The organism is Streptomyces sp. NPDC054840 (assembly GCF_053611065.1).
The window spans coordinates 1-17,754 of record NZ_JBSGZP010000066.1 but is presented as its reverse complement, the minus strand read 5'-3'; the positions used below and the strand labels follow the sequence as shown (position 1 = coordinate 17,754).

18 protein-coding genes are annotated in these 17,754 nt (G+C 72.4%); 10 read left to right on the top strand and 8 right to left on the bottom strand.

What is annotated here, in order from left to right; translation table 11 throughout:
• Together ACWGIU_RS07665 and ACWGIU_RS07660 are read right to left on the bottom strand one after the other, a co-directional pair.
• Positions 1 to 901, bottom strand: a 901-nt coding sequence (locus ACWGIU_RS07665) for a serine/threonine-protein kinase (protein WP_453703393.1), incomplete at its 3' end; no start/stop codon positions are given.
• A 232-nt stretch (positions 902 to 1,133) separates the two neighbouring features.
• Positions 1,134 to 1,928 (bottom strand): VOC family protein, encoded by a 795-nt coding sequence (locus tag ACWGIU_RS07660; protein WP_453703392.1) that lies wholly within the window; start codon positions 1,926 to 1,928, stop codon positions 1,134 to 1,136.
• 354 nt (positions 1,929 to 2,282) lie between these two features.
• Here ACWGIU_RS07660 and ACWGIU_RS07655 point away from each other — a divergent pair, with 354 nt between their 5' ends.
• Positions 2,283 to 2,930, top strand: coding sequence for a TetR family transcriptional regulator (locus ACWGIU_RS07655; RefSeq protein WP_453703390.1), 648 nt, complete (start codon positions 2,283 to 2,285; stop codon positions 2,928 to 2,930).
• Between the two features lie 56 nt (positions 2,931 to 2,986).
• Here ACWGIU_RS07655 and ACWGIU_RS07650 read toward each other — a convergent pair whose 3' ends face one another.
• Entirely contained in the window at positions 2,987 to 3,460 is a 474-nt protein-coding gene (locus tag ACWGIU_RS07650) for a nitroreductase family deazaflavin-dependent oxidoreductase (RefSeq protein ID WP_453703388.1), read from the bottom strand.
• The gene (locus ACWGIU_RS07645; protein WP_453703386.1) at positions 3,460 to 4,749 is read right to left on the bottom strand and encodes an acyl-CoA dehydrogenase family protein; all 1,290 of its coding nucleotides are present in this window, start codon (positions 4,747 to 4,749) and stop codon (positions 3,460 to 3,462) included. Before ACWGIU_RS07645 ends, ACWGIU_RS07650 begins: the two co-directional genes overlap by 1 nt.
• Before the next feature lie 207 nt (positions 4,750 to 4,956).
• On the opposite strand from ACWGIU_RS07645, the gene ACWGIU_RS07640 reads away from it, so the two are divergent.
• The gene (locus ACWGIU_RS07640; protein WP_453703384.1) at positions 4,957 to 6,174 is read left to right on the top strand and encodes a thiolase C-terminal domain-containing protein; all 1,218 of its coding nucleotides are present in this window, start codon (positions 4,957 to 4,959) and stop codon (positions 6,172 to 6,174) included.
• Positions 6,175 to 6,201: 27 nt separating this feature from the next.
• Here ACWGIU_RS07640 and ACWGIU_RS07635 read toward each other — a convergent pair whose 3' ends face one another.
• Positions 6,202 to 6,408 carry a DUF4287 domain-containing protein gene (locus ACWGIU_RS07635; RefSeq protein WP_453703382.1) on the bottom strand — a complete coding sequence of 69 codons (207 nt, stop codon included), beginning with the start codon at positions 6,406 to 6,408 and terminating at the stop codon, positions 6,202 to 6,204.
• 173 nt (positions 6,409 to 6,581) lie between these two features.
• On the opposite strand from ACWGIU_RS07635, the gene ACWGIU_RS07630 reads away from it, so the two are divergent.
• On the top strand, positions 6,582 to 7,283 hold the full coding sequence (locus tag ACWGIU_RS07630) for a pyridoxine/pyridoxamine 5'-phosphate oxidase (protein ID WP_453703380.1): 702 nt from the start codon (positions 6,582 to 6,584) through the stop codon (positions 7,281 to 7,283).
• A gap of 9 nt (positions 7,284 to 7,292) precedes the next feature.
• On the opposite strand, the gene ACWGIU_RS07625 is transcribed toward ACWGIU_RS07630, so the two are convergent.
• Positions 7,293 to 7,718, bottom strand: coding sequence for a Zn-ribbon domain-containing OB-fold protein (locus ACWGIU_RS07625; RefSeq protein ID WP_453703378.1), 426 nt, complete (start codon positions 7,716 to 7,718; stop codon positions 7,293 to 7,295).
• A complete protein-coding gene (locus ACWGIU_RS07620; protein WP_453703376.1) occupies positions 7,715 to 8,167 on the bottom strand; it encodes a DoxX family protein in 453 nt (150 codons plus the stop codon). Before ACWGIU_RS07620 ends, ACWGIU_RS07625 begins: the two co-directional genes overlap by 4 nt.
• A 192-nt stretch (positions 8,168 to 8,359) precedes the next feature.
• Between ACWGIU_RS07620 and ACWGIU_RS07615 the strand changes: the two genes are divergently transcribed.
• From ACWGIU_RS07615 to ACWGIU_RS07595, 5 genes are all read left to right on the top strand, one after another.
• Positions 8,360 to 9,550 carry a flavin-containing monooxygenase gene (locus ACWGIU_RS07615; protein ID WP_453703374.1) on the top strand — a complete coding sequence of 397 codons (1,191 nt, stop codon included), beginning with the start codon at positions 8,360 to 8,362 and terminating at the stop codon, positions 9,548 to 9,550.
• Between the two features lie 113 nt (positions 9,551 to 9,663).
• A complete protein-coding gene (locus tag ACWGIU_RS07610; protein WP_453703371.1) occupies positions 9,664 to 9,993 on the top strand; it encodes a hypothetical protein in 330 nt (109 codons plus the stop codon).
• 286 nt (positions 9,994 to 10,279) lie between these two features.
• Entirely contained in the window at positions 10,280 to 11,503 is a 1,224-nt protein-coding gene (locus ACWGIU_RS07605) for an RNA-guided endonuclease InsQ/TnpB family protein (RefSeq protein ID WP_453703369.1), read from the top strand.
• Positions 11,504 to 11,691: 188 nt separating this feature from the next.
• Positions 11,692 to 13,926 (top strand): acetate--CoA ligase family protein, encoded by a 2,235-nt coding sequence (locus tag ACWGIU_RS07600; protein WP_453703367.1) that lies wholly within the window; start codon positions 11,692 to 11,694, stop codon positions 13,924 to 13,926.
• 112 nt (positions 13,927 to 14,038) lie between these two features.
• Entirely contained in the window at positions 14,039 to 14,845 is an 807-nt protein-coding gene (locus ACWGIU_RS07595; RefSeq protein ID WP_453703365.1) for an enoyl-CoA hydratase/isomerase family protein, read from the top strand.
• On the opposite strand, the gene ACWGIU_RS07590 is transcribed toward ACWGIU_RS07595, so the two are convergent.
• Positions 14,846 to 15,631: a VOC family protein gene (locus ACWGIU_RS07590; protein WP_453703363.1), complete on the bottom strand. Its 786-nt coding sequence runs from the start codon at positions 15,629 to 15,631 to the stop codon at positions 14,846 to 14,848. It lies immediately after the preceding gene.
• A 343-nt stretch (positions 15,632 to 15,974) separates the two neighbouring features.
• Between ACWGIU_RS07590 and ACWGIU_RS07585 the strand changes: the two genes are divergently transcribed.
• Both ACWGIU_RS07585 and ACWGIU_RS07580 read left to right on the top strand, forming a co-directional pair.
• Complete coding sequence (locus ACWGIU_RS07585) at positions 15,975 to 16,592, top strand: flavin reductase family protein (protein ID WP_453703395.1); 618 nt, start codon at positions 15,975 to 15,977, stop codon at positions 16,590 to 16,592.
• A 170-nt stretch (positions 16,593 to 16,762) separates the two neighbouring features.
• Positions 16,763 to 17,695, top strand: a complete 933-nt coding sequence (locus tag ACWGIU_RS07580) for a D-alanyl-D-alanine carboxypeptidase family protein (protein WP_453703361.1) — start codon at positions 16,763 to 16,765, stop codon at positions 17,693 to 17,695.
• Positions 17,696 to 17,754: the final 59 nt, after the last annotated feature.

Here is a 17,754-nt window from a genome sequence, read left to right as displayed (position 1 = left end):
GCGTACGGTGCCCCGCGCGCCGGGCCTCGATCATCGCGACGGCCCGGGCGGGCAGCCACGCGGAGGCGGTGCCGCTGTCGTCACCGCCGTCGAACAGGTGCGGGGCGAGCTGCGCCTGCAGGTCGGCCGGAGTGGGCCGGAGCGTGGCGTCCATCTGCATGCAGGAGTCGATCAGCGGCCGCAGCTCGGCGGGCAGACCCTCCAGGTTGGGACCCTCGCGCAGCAGCATGAAGACCGTCTCCACCGGGTTCGCCCCGTGGTACGGCGGGTGCCCGGTGGCGGCGAAGACGAGGGTGGAGCCGAGCGAGAAGACGTCGCTCGCGCCCTTGACGCTGCGCGAGTCCTTGGCCTGCTCGGGCGACATGTAGGCGGGGGTGCCGACGGCGACGTTCGTCATGGTCAGGCGGGTGTTGGAGACCCCGCTCGCGATGCCGAAGTCGATCACGCGCGGGCCGTCCTCGACGACGAGCACGTTGGACGGCTTCAGGTCGCGGTGGACCAGGCCGGCGCCGTGGATGGACTGCAAGGCCTCGGCGATACCGGCCGCGAGCCACCGTACGGCCTGGGCGGGCATCGGCCCGCACTCGTTGACGATCTCCTCCAGGGAGGGCGCCGGGACGTACGCGGTCGCCAGCCACGGCACGGCGGCGCGCGGGTCGGCGTCGACCACGGCCGCGGTGTAGAAGCCCGACACGGCGCGGGCCGCCTCCACCTCACGCGTGAAGCGGACGCGGAAGAGCTGGTCCTCGGCGAGCTCGGTGCGCACCGTCTTGATCGCGACCCGCCGTCCGGACGCGGACCGCGCGAGATAGACCAGCCCCATGCCGCCGGCGCCGAGCCGTCCCAGCACCTCGAAGGGGCCGATCCGTCTCGGGTCGTGCTGCGTCAGCTGCTCCACCACTCGCCTCCACACCTCCCCGTACGGGCCACTCAGCGGGCCCGCATCCACCGGCACGGGGCCCTGCCCCGTGCAGCGTCTCACTCCGGGCGCCGCCCGGGTCGAGCAACCCCGATTCTGTCAGGCCCTGACCCGGTCCGGCCCCGGCACGTCGAGCAGGGCGGTGTGATCTGCTCGGCGATCTTCCCGGAACCGGGGCGATCCGGGCCACGCGGCCCGGTCGGCGGGACGCCCGTCACGCGTCCGGCTTCGTGCGGGGCTTCGAGAGCAGCCCGAAGACCGCCCCCTGATTGTCGGCGACGACCGCGATCCGCCCGTAAGGGGTGTCGAACGGATCGGCCGTGACCCTGCCGCCGAGCCGCTGCACCATGGCGACCGACCGGTCGCAGTCCGGCACGGCGAAATAGGCGAGGAAGTGCGCGGGCATGGCCTCGGGGAAGGCGTCGGTGATCAGGCTGCGGCCGAGCACGGCGGTGTCCGTGCCGGGCGCGGTCCCGGGCGGGGACCAGATGCGGTACTCGACGCCGGCGTCGTCCTGGTCCTGCGGCACGTAGCCGAAGACCTTGGCGTAGAAGACGTCGACGGCGTCGCGGGCCCGTGTGTAGACCTCGCTCCAGCAGTACGTGTACGGCTCCTGCTGGGCGTCGAAGCCGTGGTGGGTGCCGGGCTGCCACAGGCCGAAGACGGCGCCGCCGGGGTCGGCGGCCATCGCCGCGGTGCCGTACGGGCCGACCGGCATCGGGTTCATCACCATCTGGCCGCCGGCGGCGCGGATGCGCTGGGCGCAGGCGTAGGCGTCGGTGGTGTAGAGGTAGATCCCCCAGACGGTGGGCATGCGGCCGTCCGGCTTGGGGGCGAGGGCGGCGACGTTGCGGCCGCGACTGTAGGCCTGGGTGTAGTGGCCGTATTCGGCGCCCGCGCTGTCGGCGAAGGTCCACCCGAAGAGCTCACCGTAGAAGCGCTTGCCCGCCTCGACGTCCGGAAGCGAGGCGTCCACCCAGCAGGGTGCGCCTTCGGCGAATGCGGCCATGGGCCCGTTTCCTTCCGTTGTGCGGGGGTCTGTACCCTCCCAACCCTCTCAGCCATGATCCGCCCGAAAACTTGTCCACAGCCTGTTGATAAGACTATTCGGGGGAAACGTTGCGGAACCGGGTGACCCGCCCGGGCCGGGGCAGGGCGGGGCGCGGGTGGCGGGCGGCCGGGGCGACCCGAGCGGCGCGCACGGGCCCGGACGGGGGTCGGCCACGGCTCGCGGGATCCGATTCGCGTCCGAAATGCGCCCCCACGGCCGCCCGGCGCCGCCTTCCGCCCAGGCCAGGGACCCCGTAACCCCATTTGCAGGCGGCCGAATAGCGCGCCGATCACCCCTCGGTAAGCTGACGGCATGACAGGACAAGTACGCACCGTCGACGGGCGTGTCGCCGGCCGGCGCGGCCAGGCGACGCGGCAGAAGCTGCTCGACTGCCTCAGCGAGATGCTCAGCTCCTCGCCGTACCGCGACGTCAAAGTGATCGACGTCGCCCGCAAGGCCGGTACCTCCCCCGCGACCTTCTACCAGTACTTCCCGGACGTCGAGGGCGCCGTCCTGGAGATCGCCGAACATATGGCCACCGAGGGCGCGCAGTTGACGTCGCTCGTCGAGGGCCGTACCTGGGTCGGCAAGTCAGGGTGGGCCACCGCCGAGGAACTCGTCGAGGGATTCCTGGAGTTCTGGCGCCGCAACGACGCGATCCTGCGTGTCGTCGACCTCGGCGCGGCCGAGGGCGACAAGCGCTTCTACAAGATCCGCATGAAGATCCTGAACTCGGTCACCAACTCCCTCACGGAATCGATGAAGGAGCTCCAGGCCAAGGGCAAGGTCGACAAGGACATCAGCCCCGCGGCGATGGCCGGTTCACTGGTCGCGATGCTGGCCGCGGTCGCCTCGCACCAGAAGGGCTTCCAGACCTGGGGCGTCAAGCAGGCCGAGCTCAAGCCGAACCTGGCGCTGCTCGTCCACCTCGGCATCACGGGCAAGAAGCCCACGAAGTAGCGGCGGACCCCCGGACGCCCTCCAGGGGCCCGCCGACCACGCCCGATCGCCTGCGATCAGCGACGCTCCAGGCGGAACAACCGGATCTCGCGCTCGATGCGCGCCTGGTACGTCGCGTACGGCGGCCAGAACCCCAGCACCGCCCGCCACGCCTCCGCGCGTTCCTCACCCGCCAGCAGCCGGGCCCGGACGGGGATGTCCCGGCCTTGCCAACTCACGTCCGCGTCCGGGTGCTTGAGCAGGTTCCCGGTCCATGCCGGGTGCCCGGGCCGGCCGAAGTTGGAGCCGATCAGGATCCACGTCGTACCGCCGTTCTCCGGCATGCAGGCGAGCGGGGTCGTGCGCGGCTCACCGGTCCTGGCGCCCTTGGCCGTGAGGATCACGCCCGGCAGCATCTGGGCACTGAGGATGACCTTGCCGCGGGTCAGCCTGTGCACCGCCTTGTCCATGGCGGGGATGATGTGCGGTGCGATCTTGGCGAAGAGCAGGGTCGAGGAGACCTTCTGCATCAGCTTGACGCCGGGAGCCATCAGACGGCCACCTTCTCTTGTGCGGGCGGAGGCGGGGGCGTGGGCGCGGGCGGGGCGAGAGATCGCGCCGGGGCCCGCACCGCAGCCGCCGCCGGGTCCGCGAACAGGCCCGCGCGGTCGGCGGCGTGCGCCCGCAGCCGGTGGACCGGGCCGAACAGCAGCTCGTCGGCCGCCGCCCGCTTGAAGTACAGGTGCGCGTCGTGCTCCCAGGTGAAGCCGATGCCGCCGTGCAGCTGGATCGCCTCCCCCGCGGTCACCCGCAAGGCCTCCAGGGCCTGGGCGAGCGCGAGGCCGCCCTGGTCCGGGTCCCAGGCGGCGTAGTAGGCCGCCGAGCGGGCCGCCTGCACCTGCACGTACAGGTCCGCGAGGCGGTGCTTGACCGCCTGGAAGGACCCGATCGCCCGGCCGAACTGCTCGCGCTGACGTACGTACTCCACCGTGCGGGCCAGCGCCCGACCGGCTGCGCCGACCGCCTCGGCGGCCAGCACGGCGGCGGCGGTACGTCCGGTGGCGGCGAGCGTGCCGAGCACGTCGGCCCCTTCGTCGCCGAGCAACTCCGCCGGCGCGTCCCGCAGTTCGATCCTGGCCTGCGGGCGCGTCTCGTCCAGGACGGCCTGCCGGGACCGTACGAGCCCCGGCGCATCCTCCCGTACGAGGAACAGCAGCGTGCGGCTGCGCGCGAAGCCGCCGGTGTGCGCGGCGACCAGCAGCAGCCCCGCACTGTGGCCGTCGAGCACCTGGGCGGCCTCCCCGTACAGCCGCCAGCCGTCCGCGGCATCGGCGGTGTCGGCGGCGAAGGCGGTGTCGGCGACGGCCCGGGCCTGGACTCCGCCCGCGCGGCCGCCGCCGGACCACTGCCCGGAGGTGTCCTCGCCGGTCAGCGCGAGGGCGGTGGCCAGCGCCGGGCCGCTGACGGCGAGGGCGGCGGTCAGCCCGCCCGTCGCCAGCGGCGGGAGCAACGCGGAGCGCTGGGCCTCGGTGCCGAGGGCGGTGATCAGGGGCACGCACAGCGCGGCGGTGGCCAGCAGCGGCGACGGCAGCAGCGCCCGTCCGGTCTCCTCGCAGGCCAGGGCCAGGTCGGCGGGGGCGCAGCCGACACCGCCGTACTCCTCGGCGATGGCGATGCCCGGCAGCCCGAGCTGCCGGGCGAGCTGCTGCCAGAGCTCACGGTCGTGTCCGGCGGCCGTGCGGACGGCGGCCTTCACCTCGTCGGGGCCGCAGCGTTTGGCGAGGATCTCGCGCAGGGTACGGCGTATCTCGTCCTGCTCCGCGGTGAAGGCGGCATCCATCGTCGGGCTCCTCCCGGGGGCACCTCCCAGCGGCAGCTGGGGGGTGTCTGACGGGGCGTCATGTTAGGGCGGGACGAGTCAGATGCACAGGGGGCGACGCGGGCCGGTTGCGCGGCGGGGGTCTAGCGCCTGACGTACCGTCAGATATACCGTCCCCTCATGCCTGGACCCATATCCGGACCCCAGTCCGGACCCGCATCCGGACCCATGTCCCGACCCACATCCCGACCTGCGGGCGGAACAGCGACCGGACCCGCGACCCGCGCCCGCCGGAAGGTCGCGGTGGTGGGCGTCGCCCTCTCGGACTGCGGCCGGGTCGACGGCCCCACCCCCTACGCCCTGCACGCGCAGGCCGCCCGCCGTGCCCTGGCCGACTCCGGCCTGGAGCGCTCCGTCATCGACGGCTTCGCCTCGGCCGGCCTCGGCACACTCGCACCGGTCGAGGTGGCCGAGTACCTGGGCCTGCGCCCCATCTGGGTCGACTCCACCTCGGTCGGCGGCTCCACCTGGGAGGTCATGGCCGCCCACGCGGCGGACGCGATCGCCGCCGGGCACGCCAACGCCGTGCTCCTGGTCTACGGCTCCACGGCCCGCGCGGACATCAAGGCGCGACGCCGCACCTCCGACCTCTCCTTCGGAGCGCGGGGACCGCTGCAGTTCGAGGTCCCGTACGGGCACACGCTGATCTCCAAGTACGCCATGGCCGCCCGCCGCCACATGCACGAGTACGGGACGACTCTGGACCAGCTCGCCTCCGTGGCCGTACAGGCCCGTGTGAACGCGGCGACGAACCCGGACGCCATGTTCCGCGATCCGATCACGGTCGAGGACGTACTCGGCGGCGAGATGATCGCCGACCCCTTCACCAAGCTGCACTGCTGTATCCGCTCGGACGGCGGCTGCGCGGTGCTCCTGGCGGCGGAGGACTACGTACCGGACACCGCGAAGGCACCCGTCTGGGTCCTGGGGGCGGGCACGTCCGTCTCGCACACCACCATGTCGGAGTGGGAGGACTTCACCGTGTCCCCGGCGGCGGTCTCAGGGCGCATCGCCTTCGAGCGGGCCGGCCTCACCCCCGCGGACGTGGACCTCGCGGAGATCTACGACGCCTTCACCTACATGACCTTGGTGACCCTGGAGGACCTCGGCTTCTGCGCGAAGGGCGAGGGCGGGGCCTTCGTGGAGAAGGGCCGCCTGCTGCGCGACGGGGAACTCCCGGTCAACACCGACGGCGGCGGCCTCTCGGCCTGCCACCCCGGCATGCGCGGCCTGTTCCTCCTGGTCGAGGCGGTCCGCCAACTCCGCGGCGAGGCGGGGGCCGGCCAGGTCACCAAACCCGGCGGCCGTCTCCCGGAGATAGCCCTGGCCTCGGGCACGGGCGGCTGGTTCTGCTCCTCGGGCACGGTCCTGCTGGGGCGGGGGTGAGCAGCCCCCGCCCGGGGGCCGGAGCCGCTACCTGCCCTCGGCGAGCGTGTGGGCGACGAGCGCGTTGGCGTGACCGTGCCCCAGGCCGTGCTCGGCCTTGAGCCACGCGACGAGCTCCATGTGCCTGGTCAGCGGCGAGGAGCGAACGAGGTCCTGCCATTCCCCGATGGGACGTCCGTACTTCTTCTCGATCGAGGGGAAGTAGCCGGCGGGGCCCTTCACTGTCTCGGCCATGATGCGAAGCCTCCGGGCTGGATGCTGGTGCGGGGTGCGGGTGCGGGGTGCGGGTGCGCCCGCGTGCCGTAGGTATGACTCCTGCGGAACGGAAAACTCATCGCCCCACGATCCGACCCCGCCGCGCAAAGCCCCCTGGCCCCTCACCCCGCCCCTGCTGTTCCATGGCCCGCATGAGCAGCGACACCAGCGGCACCCCCCGAACCGGCCGCACCACCGCCGACGACTTCGACGCCACCCTGCATTCCCTGCGCGTGTGGGACTGCCCGCTCCCGGGATTCGACCCCGGCACCGCGCCCGGTGAGCCCCTGGCGCTCTTCCGGGAGTGGTTCGTGCACGCCGCGCGGGCGGGACAGCCGGAGCCGCACACCATGAGTCTGGCGACGGTGGACGCCCAGGAGCGGCCCGATGTGCGGACACTGATGCTGCACGACGCCGACGCGCGCGGCTGGCACTTCGCCTCGCACGCCACCAGCGCGAAGGGCGTGCAGCTGGCCATGCGGCCGGAGGCGGCGCTCGGGTTCTACTGGCCGGCCGTGGGCCGTCAGGTCCGCGTCCGGGGCCGGGTCACCGCCTGTGGGCCCGAGGAGAGCCGGGCGGACCTGGCGGTCCGCTCGCGCGGTGCGCTCGCCGCCGCGCTCACGGGCCGGCAGAGCGAGGTGCTCGGTTCCGCGGAGGAGCTGGCGAGGGTCTCGGCGGCGGCCTGGGAGCGGGCCGGAGCCGAGCCGGACGCGCCGGCTCCGACCTGGACACGGTACGTACTGGCGCCCGTCGAGGTGGAGTTCTTCCAGGGGGACGCCGCCCGCCGGCACGTCCGCCTGCGGTACTCGCGTACCGCCGACGGGTCGTGGGTCCGCGAGCTGCTCTGGCCCTGACCCCGACCGTCAGTGCGGTGGCGCCGGCCGGAAGACCGCCACCCACACGCCGTCCGCCGCCTCGCGGAAGGTGACCGACAGCGGCATGCCGATGCGCAGCTCCGCCGCCTCGCAGTCCACCACCTCGGTCATCATCCGCGGGCCTTCGGCGAGGTCGACGACCGCCACCGGGTAGGGGACGCGCGTGCCGAACGGCGGGAGGTCGTTGCGGTGGATCACCGACCACGTGTAGAGGGTCGCCCGGCCGCTCGCCGTCTCCCACGTCACGCGGTCCTCGCCCGCCCAGCAGAACGGGCAGAACTCGCGCGGGTAGTGGTGGGCCCGCCCGCAGTCGGCGCAGCGCCGCAGCAGGAGCCGGCCGTCGGCCGCGGCGTCCCAGTAGGGGCGGGTGAACTCGTCCGCCTCGGGGAGGTCGTAGCGCGCGGTGCCGGTCACGGGAAGAGTCCGATCGCCGCGTCGAGGGACCAGGTCTGCCAGGACATGGCGAGGAGCGCGACGAGCGAGATGAGCGCCATCATCGCGTTCTGGCCCTGCTCGGCCCAGTCGTGGATCATCAGCACCAGGTAGAGCAGGTTCAGCAGGAGTCCGCCGATCAGGGCGACGGGGGTCAGGAAGCCGAGTACGAGGCCCAGCCCGAGTGCGAGTTCCGCGTAGACGACGATGTACGCCATCGCCTTCGGCCGCGGTGCGACGACCAGCTCGAAGCCGCCCTTGACGAAGGTCCAGCGGTGTTTGCCGGCGACGTCGGCGGCCCAGGCGATGCCGGTGCCGCGCTCGAACCAGCCCTTCTTGTCCTTGTGCCGCCAGCTCTCCAGCCACCACAGGCCGAGGCCTATCCGGAGCACGGCGAGCCATTCGGCCCCACTGAGCCAGATGGTCTGCATCGGCGGCCCCACCCCTCTCGCGATCGACGCGCACGGTCTATCTGACGGCATGTCAGTTCAGCGGATCCGGGCCGATCGCGCAAGGCCCCGGCCGCCCGCCGGTCGCGGGCCCCGCGCGCCGTGATCGATCCGCAATCGATTCCCCGCCCGACCGAGACCCATCAACCCAGCGTGGCGATACGATCACACCTCATGCCCGGAGACCCCGCAGCACCCGACATGAACACCCAGCCCCGCCCCGTGTACGTGATCGGGGCCGGCCCCGGGGGCCTCGCCGCGGCTGCCGCGCTGCGCGCCCGCGGGGTCCGCGCGGTGGTCGTCGAGAAGTCCGACGCGGTCGGCGCGTCCTGGCGGCAGCACTACGACCGGCTGCGCCTGCACACCACGCGCCGGCTCTCGGCCCTCCCGGGCCTGGCCATGCCGCGCCGCTTCGGGCGCTGGGTCTCCCGCGACGATGTCGTGCGCTACCTGGAGAGGTACGCCGAGTTCCACGAGCTGGAGCTGGTCACCGGTGTGGAGGTGACCCGGATCGAGCCCGCCGGGCCCGGACCCGAGGGCGAGGACGGCTGGATCCTGCACGCCAGCGGCGGCCGCGAGCTGTCGGCCGCGGCCGTGGTCGTCGCCACCGGCTACAACCACACCCCCGCACTCCCCGACTGGCCGGGCCGCGGCGGGTACGAGGGCCGGCTGCTGCACGCCCGCGAGTACCGCAACCCCCAGCCGTACGCCGGCCAGGACGTCCTCGTCGTCGGCGTCGGCAACACGGGCGCCGAGATAGCCGTCGACCTCGTCGAGGGCGGCGCGGCCCGGGTGCGGCTCGCCGTGCGCACCGCGCCGCACATCATGCGCCGTTCCACCGCCGGCTGGCCGGCCCAGCGCAGCGGGATCCTCGTACGCCGGCTGCCCGCTCGGCTGGTGGACCGGCTGGGCGCGCTCGTCGCGAAGGCCTCCGTACCGGACCTGTCGGCGTACGGGCTCCCGCGCCCGGCCACCGGCCTGTACAGCAGGGTCAAGCAGGGGTCGATACCGGTTCAGGACGTCGGTCTGGTCGACGCGGTGCGCAGCGGCACGGTGGAACCGGTGGCGGCGGTCGAGGCCTTCGACGGCGCCGAGGTGGTGCTCGCGGACGGCTCGCGGATCACGCCGGAGGCGGTGATCGCGGCGACCGGCTACCGCCGGGCCCTGGAAGGGCTGGTCGGCCACCTGGGGGTGCTCGACGAGCGCGGCCGCCCCCGTTCGCACGGCGCCCGCTGCCCCGAGCAGGCGCGCGGCCTGTACTTCACCGGCTTCTCGAACCCCATCAGCGGCATGTTCCGGGAGATGGCCATGGACGCGGAGAAGATCGCCAAGGCGGTCGCCCGGTCCGGGGCGGGCGCCGCATGAAGCCGCCCGGCAGGAACGTTCCGGCCCGGATCCGGGAGGCCGCCTGGACGGCGTGAAGCGAGCCGCGGTCCCGGGGCTACCTGGTGCTGCTCGCGGTGTGCGCGGTGTGGTCCATGACCGGCGGCGTCGGGCTCGGCGAGAACGGCTGGCTGATCCGCAACATCGCCGTGGTGCTGACGCTGCCCTGGCTCCTCGCCGTACACCTCTTCCTCGTCGTCACCCAGGTCGACACCTGGCTGCTCGGCTACAGCTTCTACTTCGAATCGCCCGCCTGGCTGTTCGAGCCGCTCTGGGTGCTCTACTGCCTGACCGCCGGGCTGCTGAACGCCCGGCTGCTGGCCCGCGTGTCGCGCTCGACGCGGGAGGCGGGATCCGCGCCGTGGTGGGTCCCGATGTTCACCCTGGCCTTCTTCGCCGGGCTGTTCGCCCTCTGGCACGCCTGAGCCACGGCGGCGGCCGGGTCAGGCGGCGGGCGGGCCGGGGTCGAGGCAGGGCCAGGGTCGGGCGGGCCCGACCCGCCCGGTCGCCGTGTCGGCCGAATCGCGCCTGGACCGGTCCGGGCGGGATCTGTCACCGTTCACTTCACCGGAATTCTCTCAGGAGGCCCCGGCCTTCAGGCCGGGGAGGAATGGGTCCTTGGGTCGGAGGCGCGGAGCGCCGGAGGTCGGTTCGCATCTGGTCCGACCTGTGCCTTCGGCTGTTGTCAGTGGTCGGGGATAGGTGGTTGGGATGGTGACGACGCCGATGGCGGGGGATTCCGGACATGCCCGGTGGACCTTCCGCGTGCGCGTGTCGTCCACCGCGCTCGCCGCCCTGACGGCGGAGTGGGACCGGTGTCGCTGGGTGTGGAACGAGTGCTGCGCGAAGTCGAAGCAGACGCACCTGTGGAACAAGGACCGGCCCGAGGGTGTCGACAAGCGGACCTGTGGTCCGGCCCAGCTCGACAAGATGCTGACCGAGGCCCGAACAAAGAACACCTGGCTTCGGGATGGATCCTCGGTTCCGCAGCAACAGTTGATCCGGGACTTCGGCAAGTCCAAGGCCAGGGCGCAGAAGGACATCCGCGCACGGCTGCCCATGGCGCGTCGGGCCGGGATGCCGAAGTGGAAGAAGAAGCGGGAAGCGCTGCCGTCCCTCAACTACACCCGGCGCGGTTTTCGGTTGAAGGACGGGAATCTGCACCTGGCGGGCGGGATCGCCCTGACGGTCGTGTGGTCGCGCGGCCTCCCTGCCGACCCGACCTCCGTGCGTGTCTACCAGGACAGTCTCGGGCACTGGTACTGCTCGTTCGTCGTCCCCGCCGAGGTCGAGCCGCTTGCGGAAACCGGCGCGGTGATCGGTACCGACTGGGGTGTGAAGGCGACCACCACCAGCGATCCCCACGACCTCCCGCACTCCGAGCACGGCAAGAAGGCCGCCGCCGGCCTCGCGCGCTATCAGCGGATGATGGCCCGCCGGAAACCGAAGAAGGGCAAGCCCGGCTCGAAGGGCTACGAGCGGGCGAAGAGGCGAGTCGCGAAGCTGCACAAGAAGGTGGCCCGGCAGCGCCAGGACACCGGCCGTAAATGGGCCGAGCGTGTGATCCGCGACCACGACGCCCTGGCGGTGGAGGACTTCCGCCCGAAGTTCCTCGCCAAGTCCACCATGGCGCGGAAGGCGGCCGACGCGGCGATCTCCGCGACGAAGACGGCCCTGGTCGAGATGGGCCGAAAGCACGGCCGTGCCGTGCACCTGGTACACCCCGCGGACACCACCATGGATTGCGCGCAGTGCGGAGCGAGAACCAAGCACGCACTCCCCCTCTCGGAACGAACCTATGCCTGCACCGTGTGCGGAGCCGTGTCCCCCAGGGACAAGAACTCCGCCCGCGTGATGCTGGGCCGGGCTGGTCTCAACCCGGCTGGTGCCGAGGGCGTAAGACCACCTGGGGCGCTGCCCCAGGTGGCTGCCTGAGCCAGAAATCCCCGATCAGCCCTGGAGGGTGAAGAATCCCCTCCCTTCAGGGGGGGGAGGATTCAACACACCACCTCCACACCTTTCCTGCGCAGCCCTGTTCCTGACGGCACGTCAGTTCAGTAATCTGACTACACGTCAGCTATTGCGTTCCATCGAGGTTCATCGAGCAGGAGTGGGCGGCAACGATGCTTGGATCTACTCACGGCACCCTCACCACCGACTTCCGCGCACGTGTCGAGGCCTGCGGGGAGTCACCCAGGAACGCCGTCCACTCGTCGGCGGCCCCCTCCGCCGACGACGCGGTCCCCCTGGACGTCAGCGGACGACCGCTGTACGCCGACGTGCCCGACCTGGACCGGTTCTTCCGGCCCGAATCCGTCGCAGTCATCGGCGCCTCCGACGCGGAGGGCCGACCGAACACCGGCATCACCCGCCAGCTCATCGCCTGGGCGGAGCGCGTCGGCGCCCGGATCCACCCCGTGCACCCCACCCGCCCCACCGTCTTCGGGCTGACCTGCCACGCCTCCGTGGCCGAACTGCCCGAACAGGTGGACCTCGCCGTCCTCCTCGTCGCCGACCCGCTCCCCGTCATCGAGGAACTGGCGGAGACCAAGGTCAAGTTCGCGGTCGTCTTCGCCTCCGGCTTCGCCGAGACCGGAGACGCCGGCGCCGCCGCCCAGGAGCGGCTCGGCGCCGCCGTGCGGGGCTCCGGCCTGCGCCTGCTGGGCCCCAACACCAACCTCAACGCCTTCGAGGAGTTCCGCGAGGACCTCGACGGCCCCGCGATCGCCCTCATCACCCAGTCCGGCCACCAGGGCCGGCCCGTCTACGCCCTCCAGGAGCTGGGCATCCGGCTCTCCCACTGGGCGCCGACCGGCAACGAGGCGGACCTGGAGACCTCCGACTTCATCTCCTACTTCGCCGAGCAGCCCGGGGTCGGGTCCATCGCCTGCTACGTGGAGGGCCTCAAGGACGGCCGGTCCTTCCTGCTCGCCGCCGACCGGGCCGCACGCAACGGCGTCCCCGTCGTCGCCGTCAAGGTCGGCCGCACCGAGACCGGCGCGCGCACGGCCGCCTCCCACACCGGGAAGCTGACCGGCGCCGACACCGTCGTGGACGCCGCCATGCGCCAGTTCGGCGTCATCCGCGTCGACGGCCTCGACGAGCTCCAGGACACCGCGGCCCTGCTCGCCCGGGCCCGCAGGCCCCGGGCCGACGGGGTCGTCGTCTACTCCATCTCCGGCGGCACCGGGGCCCACTTCTCCGACCTGGCCACGGAGGCCGGCCTGACCCTGCCGACCCTCTCGCAGGCCAAGCAGGACGAACTCCACCAGTGGGTCCCCGGCTACCTGAACGTCGCCAACCCCGTCGACAACGGCGGCCACCCGGTCGGCGACTGGCGCGGCCGCAAGATCATCGACGCGATCCTCGCCGACCCCGCCGTGGGCGTCCTGATCTGCCCGATCACCGGCCCCTTCCCGCCCATGAGCGACAAACTCGCCCAGGACCTGGTGGACGCCGCCGAGCAGAGCGACAAGCTGATCTGCGTGATCTGGGGCTCCCCCGTCGGCACCGAGGACGCCTACCGCACCACCCTCCTCGGCTCCTCCCGCGTGGCCACCTTCCGTACCTTCGGCAACTGCATCACCGCCGTACGCGCCTACCTCGGCCACCACCGCTTCACCGCCGGCTACCGCTCCCCCTTCGAGGACGCACCCCGCACGCCCTCGCCCTCGTACCGCAAGGCGCAGGCCCTCATGCGGCCGTCCCAGCAGCTCAGCGAGCACGCCGCGAAGCAGCTCCTGCGCGCCTACGGGATACGGGTCCCCCGCGAGCAGCTGGTGACCAGCGCGGCGGCGGCGGTCCGCGCGGCCGGGCTGGTCGGCTACCCGGTGGTGATGAAGGCCTCGGGCCCGCAGCTGGGCCACAAGACGGAGCTCGGCCTGGTGAAGATCGGCCTCACCTCCGCGAGCCAGATCCGCGACGCCTACCGGGAACTGACCGACATCGCGCGCTACGAGAACGTGCCGCTCGACGGGATCCTGGTCTGCCAGATGGTGGAGCGGGGCGTGGAGATGGTCGTCGGGGTGACCCAGGACGACCTCTTCGGCCCCACGGTCACCGTCGGGCTGGGCGGGGTCCTAGTGGAGGTCCTGCACGACGCGGCGGTCCGCGTGCCGCCGTTCGGCGAGGACCAGGCGCGGGCGATGCTGCGGGAGCTGCGCGGGCACGCGCTGCTGGAGGGCGTACGGGGGGCTCCGCCGGCCGATGTGGACGCCCTGGTGGAAGTCGTGCTGCGGATCCAGCGCATGGCCCTGGAACTGGGCGACGAGCTGTCCGAGCTGGACATCAACCCGCTGATGGTGCTCCCGCGGGGGCAGGGGGCGGTAGCCCTGGACGCGCTCGCCATCTGCCGCTGACGATTTTCAGCCCCGCCGGCGTCCGGGGCGCGGGGGTTCCGGGGCGGCGCCCCCGCGACGGCCCCCGCGCCCAGGCCCCCACACCGGACCCACCCCGAACGGGAGTTCATCCATGACCGGCATCACGGAGGACGAAGTCCTCCACCGCATCGACAACGGCGTCGCCTGGATCACCCTCAACCGCCCCGAGGCCATGAACGCCGTCACCTGGGACCAGCGCGAGCGCGTCATCGCGCTGCTCGCCGAGGCCTCCGCCGACCCGGCCGTGCGGGCCGTCGTCGTCACCGCCACCGGCAAGGGCTTCTGCGCGGGCGCGGACCTGCGGGGAAGCCCCGGCGCCCCCGCGGGCGAGCGGGTCGCCGGCGATGTCGCCCGGATGATCCGCCTCGGCGCGCAGCGCCTGATCACCGCCGTCCTCGACTGCGAGAAGCCCGTCCTCGCCGCCGTCAACGGCACGGCCGCCGGTATCGGCGCGCACCTCGCCCTCGCCTGTGACCTCGTGATCGCCGCCGACTCGGCCCGCTTCATCGAGGTGTTCGTCCGTCGGGGTCTGGTCCCCGACGGCGGGGGCGCGTACCTGCTGCCCCGGCTCGTGGGCCCGCAGAAGGCCAAGGAGCTGATGTTCTTCGGCGACGCCGTACCGGCCGCCGAGGCCGAGCGCCTGGGCCTGGTCAACCGGATGGTTGCGGCCGGGGAGCTGGAGGCGACGGCCCGGGAATGGGCCGAGCGGCTCGCCCAGGGGCCCACCCGGGCGCTGGCCATGACCAAGCATCTGGTCAATGCCTCCCTGGACGGGGACCGGGCGGCATCGCTCGCCGCCGAGGCCACCGCTCAGGAGATCAACATGACCACCGCCGACGCGAACGAGGGCGTGTCGAGCTTCGTGGAGCGCCGCACTCCCAAGTACCTCGGCCGCTGACTACATTCGGGGGTCGGGCTTGAGCAGCGCGAACACCGCTCCGGCCGGGTCGGCCAGCCACGCGATGCGGCCGACCTCGGGGAGGTCGGTGGCCGGCATGAGGACCGAGCCGCCGTTCGCCTTGGCCGACGCGACGGTGGCGTCGACGTCCGCCGAGGCGAAGTAGGGCACCCAGCGGGCCTGCTCGCCCTCGCTCTCCCCCATGAAGGGGGCGACCCCGCCGAAGGAGGCGTCCTGCTGGTCTCCGTCGGCCGTGCTCACCACCCGGTACGTCATTCCGGGAGCGGGCATCTCGGCGCTGCGCCAGCCGAACAGCCCGGTGTAGAAGGCGATGGCGGCGACGGGGTCCGCCACGTGGAGCTCCGTCCACACCAGCGTGTTGTCGGCGGAGGTCAGCTGGAGTCCGCCGGTCTTCCCGGGCTGCCAGCAGGCGAACTCGGCGCCCTGCGGGTCGGTGAACTGGGCCAGCCACCCCTCTCCCATGACGTCCATGGGCTCCATCCGGACCTTGCCGCCGCCGGCGGTGACGGCCGTCGCCGTGGCCTGGATGTCGGGGCTCATGAAGTGCTGCATCCAGGCGGACGTGGCCCCTTCCTCGGTGAGCGGCCCGAGCGCGGCGACGGTCTTGCCGTCCACCTTGAAGAACCCGTACCCGCCCGCCTCGGGCCCGGCGGAGACGAACTCCCAGCCGAGGACGGCGCTGTAGAACTCGGCGGCAGCCGTGGTGTCGGGGCTGCCGAGGTCGAGCCAGTTGGGTGATCCGGTGGTGAAGTCGGTGCCGAGCATGGGGCCCTCCGGGGGTACGGCGGCGGTACGAGGTCGCTGCCACGATGCCGAGCCTCCACCCCCGCCCGGGCGTACGGACCCACGGAGGCGGCTGGTTTCACCCGTGTGGGTGTACGGCCACCCCGACCGGCGCGGGCCGGAGCCGGCCGTCCAGGGCCACGATGCCGGTGTCACGCGGCGCAGGAGCCGAAAGCCGCCGGGGTCCGGGGTCCTGGAGCCGCTCCACCCCGCCGGTCGCGCCGTGCCACTCGCTCGAACGCGCTCACACGACAGCGCCCGTCCCCGGCCCTTCCTATCTGACGAGTCGTCAGTTTCAATCGATGCTGTGATGGGACATGCAGGGATGGCGGCCACCGTCGTCCGATACCTCAGGTCAACCGGCTCCCCCACCTCCGCCTCGGCGCAGCGGGGACCCGAGTCCGTCGACGCCCTGCCGCGTCCCGACCTGCGGGCCGTCGGCGAGGACGAGCGCGCGCCGGTGTCCCCCGCCGAGTTCCGGGCCGTACTCGGAAACTTCGCCAGCGGGGTCACCGTCATCACCGCACCGCCCGGCGAGGGCGAGGAGGGCCCGGCCGGCTTCGCCTGCCAGTCCTTCGCCTCGCTGTCCCTCGACCCGCCCCTGGTCACCTTCATGGTGGCCCGTACGTCGACCACCTGGCCGCGGATCGCCCGCGCCGGGGTGTTCTGCGTCAACATCCTCGGGGCCGAACAGGGCGCGCTGTGCCGGTCCTTCGCCATCAGCGGCGCCGACAAGTTCGCCGGGGTGACCCACGCCCCCGCCCCCGTCACGGGATCACCGCAGCTCGACGCCGTGCCCGCCTGGATCGACTGCCGGATCCAGGCCGTCCACACCGGCGGGGACCACCTCATCGTCGTGGGCCGGGTGCTGGCCATGGGCGCGGCCGGCGAGGGCGAACCGCTCCTCTTCCACAAGGGCCGCTTCGGGCGCCTCGCCGACTGACGGGTCCCCGACGAGCAGACCGGGCGGTCGGCCCGCCGCCCCGGCGCACACACGTCGACGTCCCGGTGTCGGATCCGCTGCGTAAGCTCCCCACGGGGACAGGCCACTTCGGCGTCTGGGCCCCTCGGACTTCTTCTGATTCTCGGGGATTCGATTTGATACTGAACCTGATGCGCCGCACGCGCGGCGCGATCGCCGTCACGGTCGCCACCGGGGCGCTCCTGGTGGCGGCTTCGCCGACCTCGTCCGCCGCCCCGGTCGCCGCACCTCCCGTCACGGCCGCCGGCGCGATCCTGATCGACGCCACCAGCGGGGCCACGCTCACCAGCAAGGACGCCGACACCCAGCGGCAGATGGCGAGCACCACGAAGATCATGACCGCCCAGGTCGTGATGCGGACTCCCAACCTGAACTACGACCAGAAGGTCACCATCAAACAGGAGTACGCGGACTACGTCGTCCGCGAGGGCGCCAGTTCGGCCCACCTGAAGGTGGGCGCCACCCCGACGGTCCGCCAGCTGCTGTACGGGCTGATGCTGCCGTCGGGCTGCGACGCGGCCTACGCGCTCGCCGACACCTTCGGCCAGGGCGCGACCACCCAGGCCCGCACGGCGGACTTCATCGCGCAGATGAACGCCAAGGCGAAGGCGCTGGGCATGACCAAGACCGTCTACGACTCCTTCGACGGCATCTCGCCGACCGGCAACAACCTCACCACCGCGCGCGACCTGGCGAAGCTCACCAAGTACGCGATGTCGGGCGTCGCCTTCCCCAAGATCGTGGCGGCGACGACCTACAGCACGGGCGGCACCTCGACCGACGCCACCTGGGGCAACAGCAACCTGCTGATCCGCGAGCGTCCCACCGGCTACGCGTATCCGGGTGCGACCGGTGTCAAGACCGGCACCGGCACCGCCGCCGGCAAGTGCCTCGTCTACTCCGCGACCCGCAACGGCAAGACCGTCATCGGCGTCCTGCTGAACGACGAGGAGCGCTACGCGGACGCGATGAAGCTCATGGACTGGGCGCTCGGTTCGAGTGCCGGCTCCGGGGCCGCAGTGCAGCGCGGCAACACCGACCCGATCCCGGACGTCCTCGACTGATCGGCTGACGGGCTGATCGGCCGATCGGCCGATCGGCCGACGGTGACACGGTTCAGGTT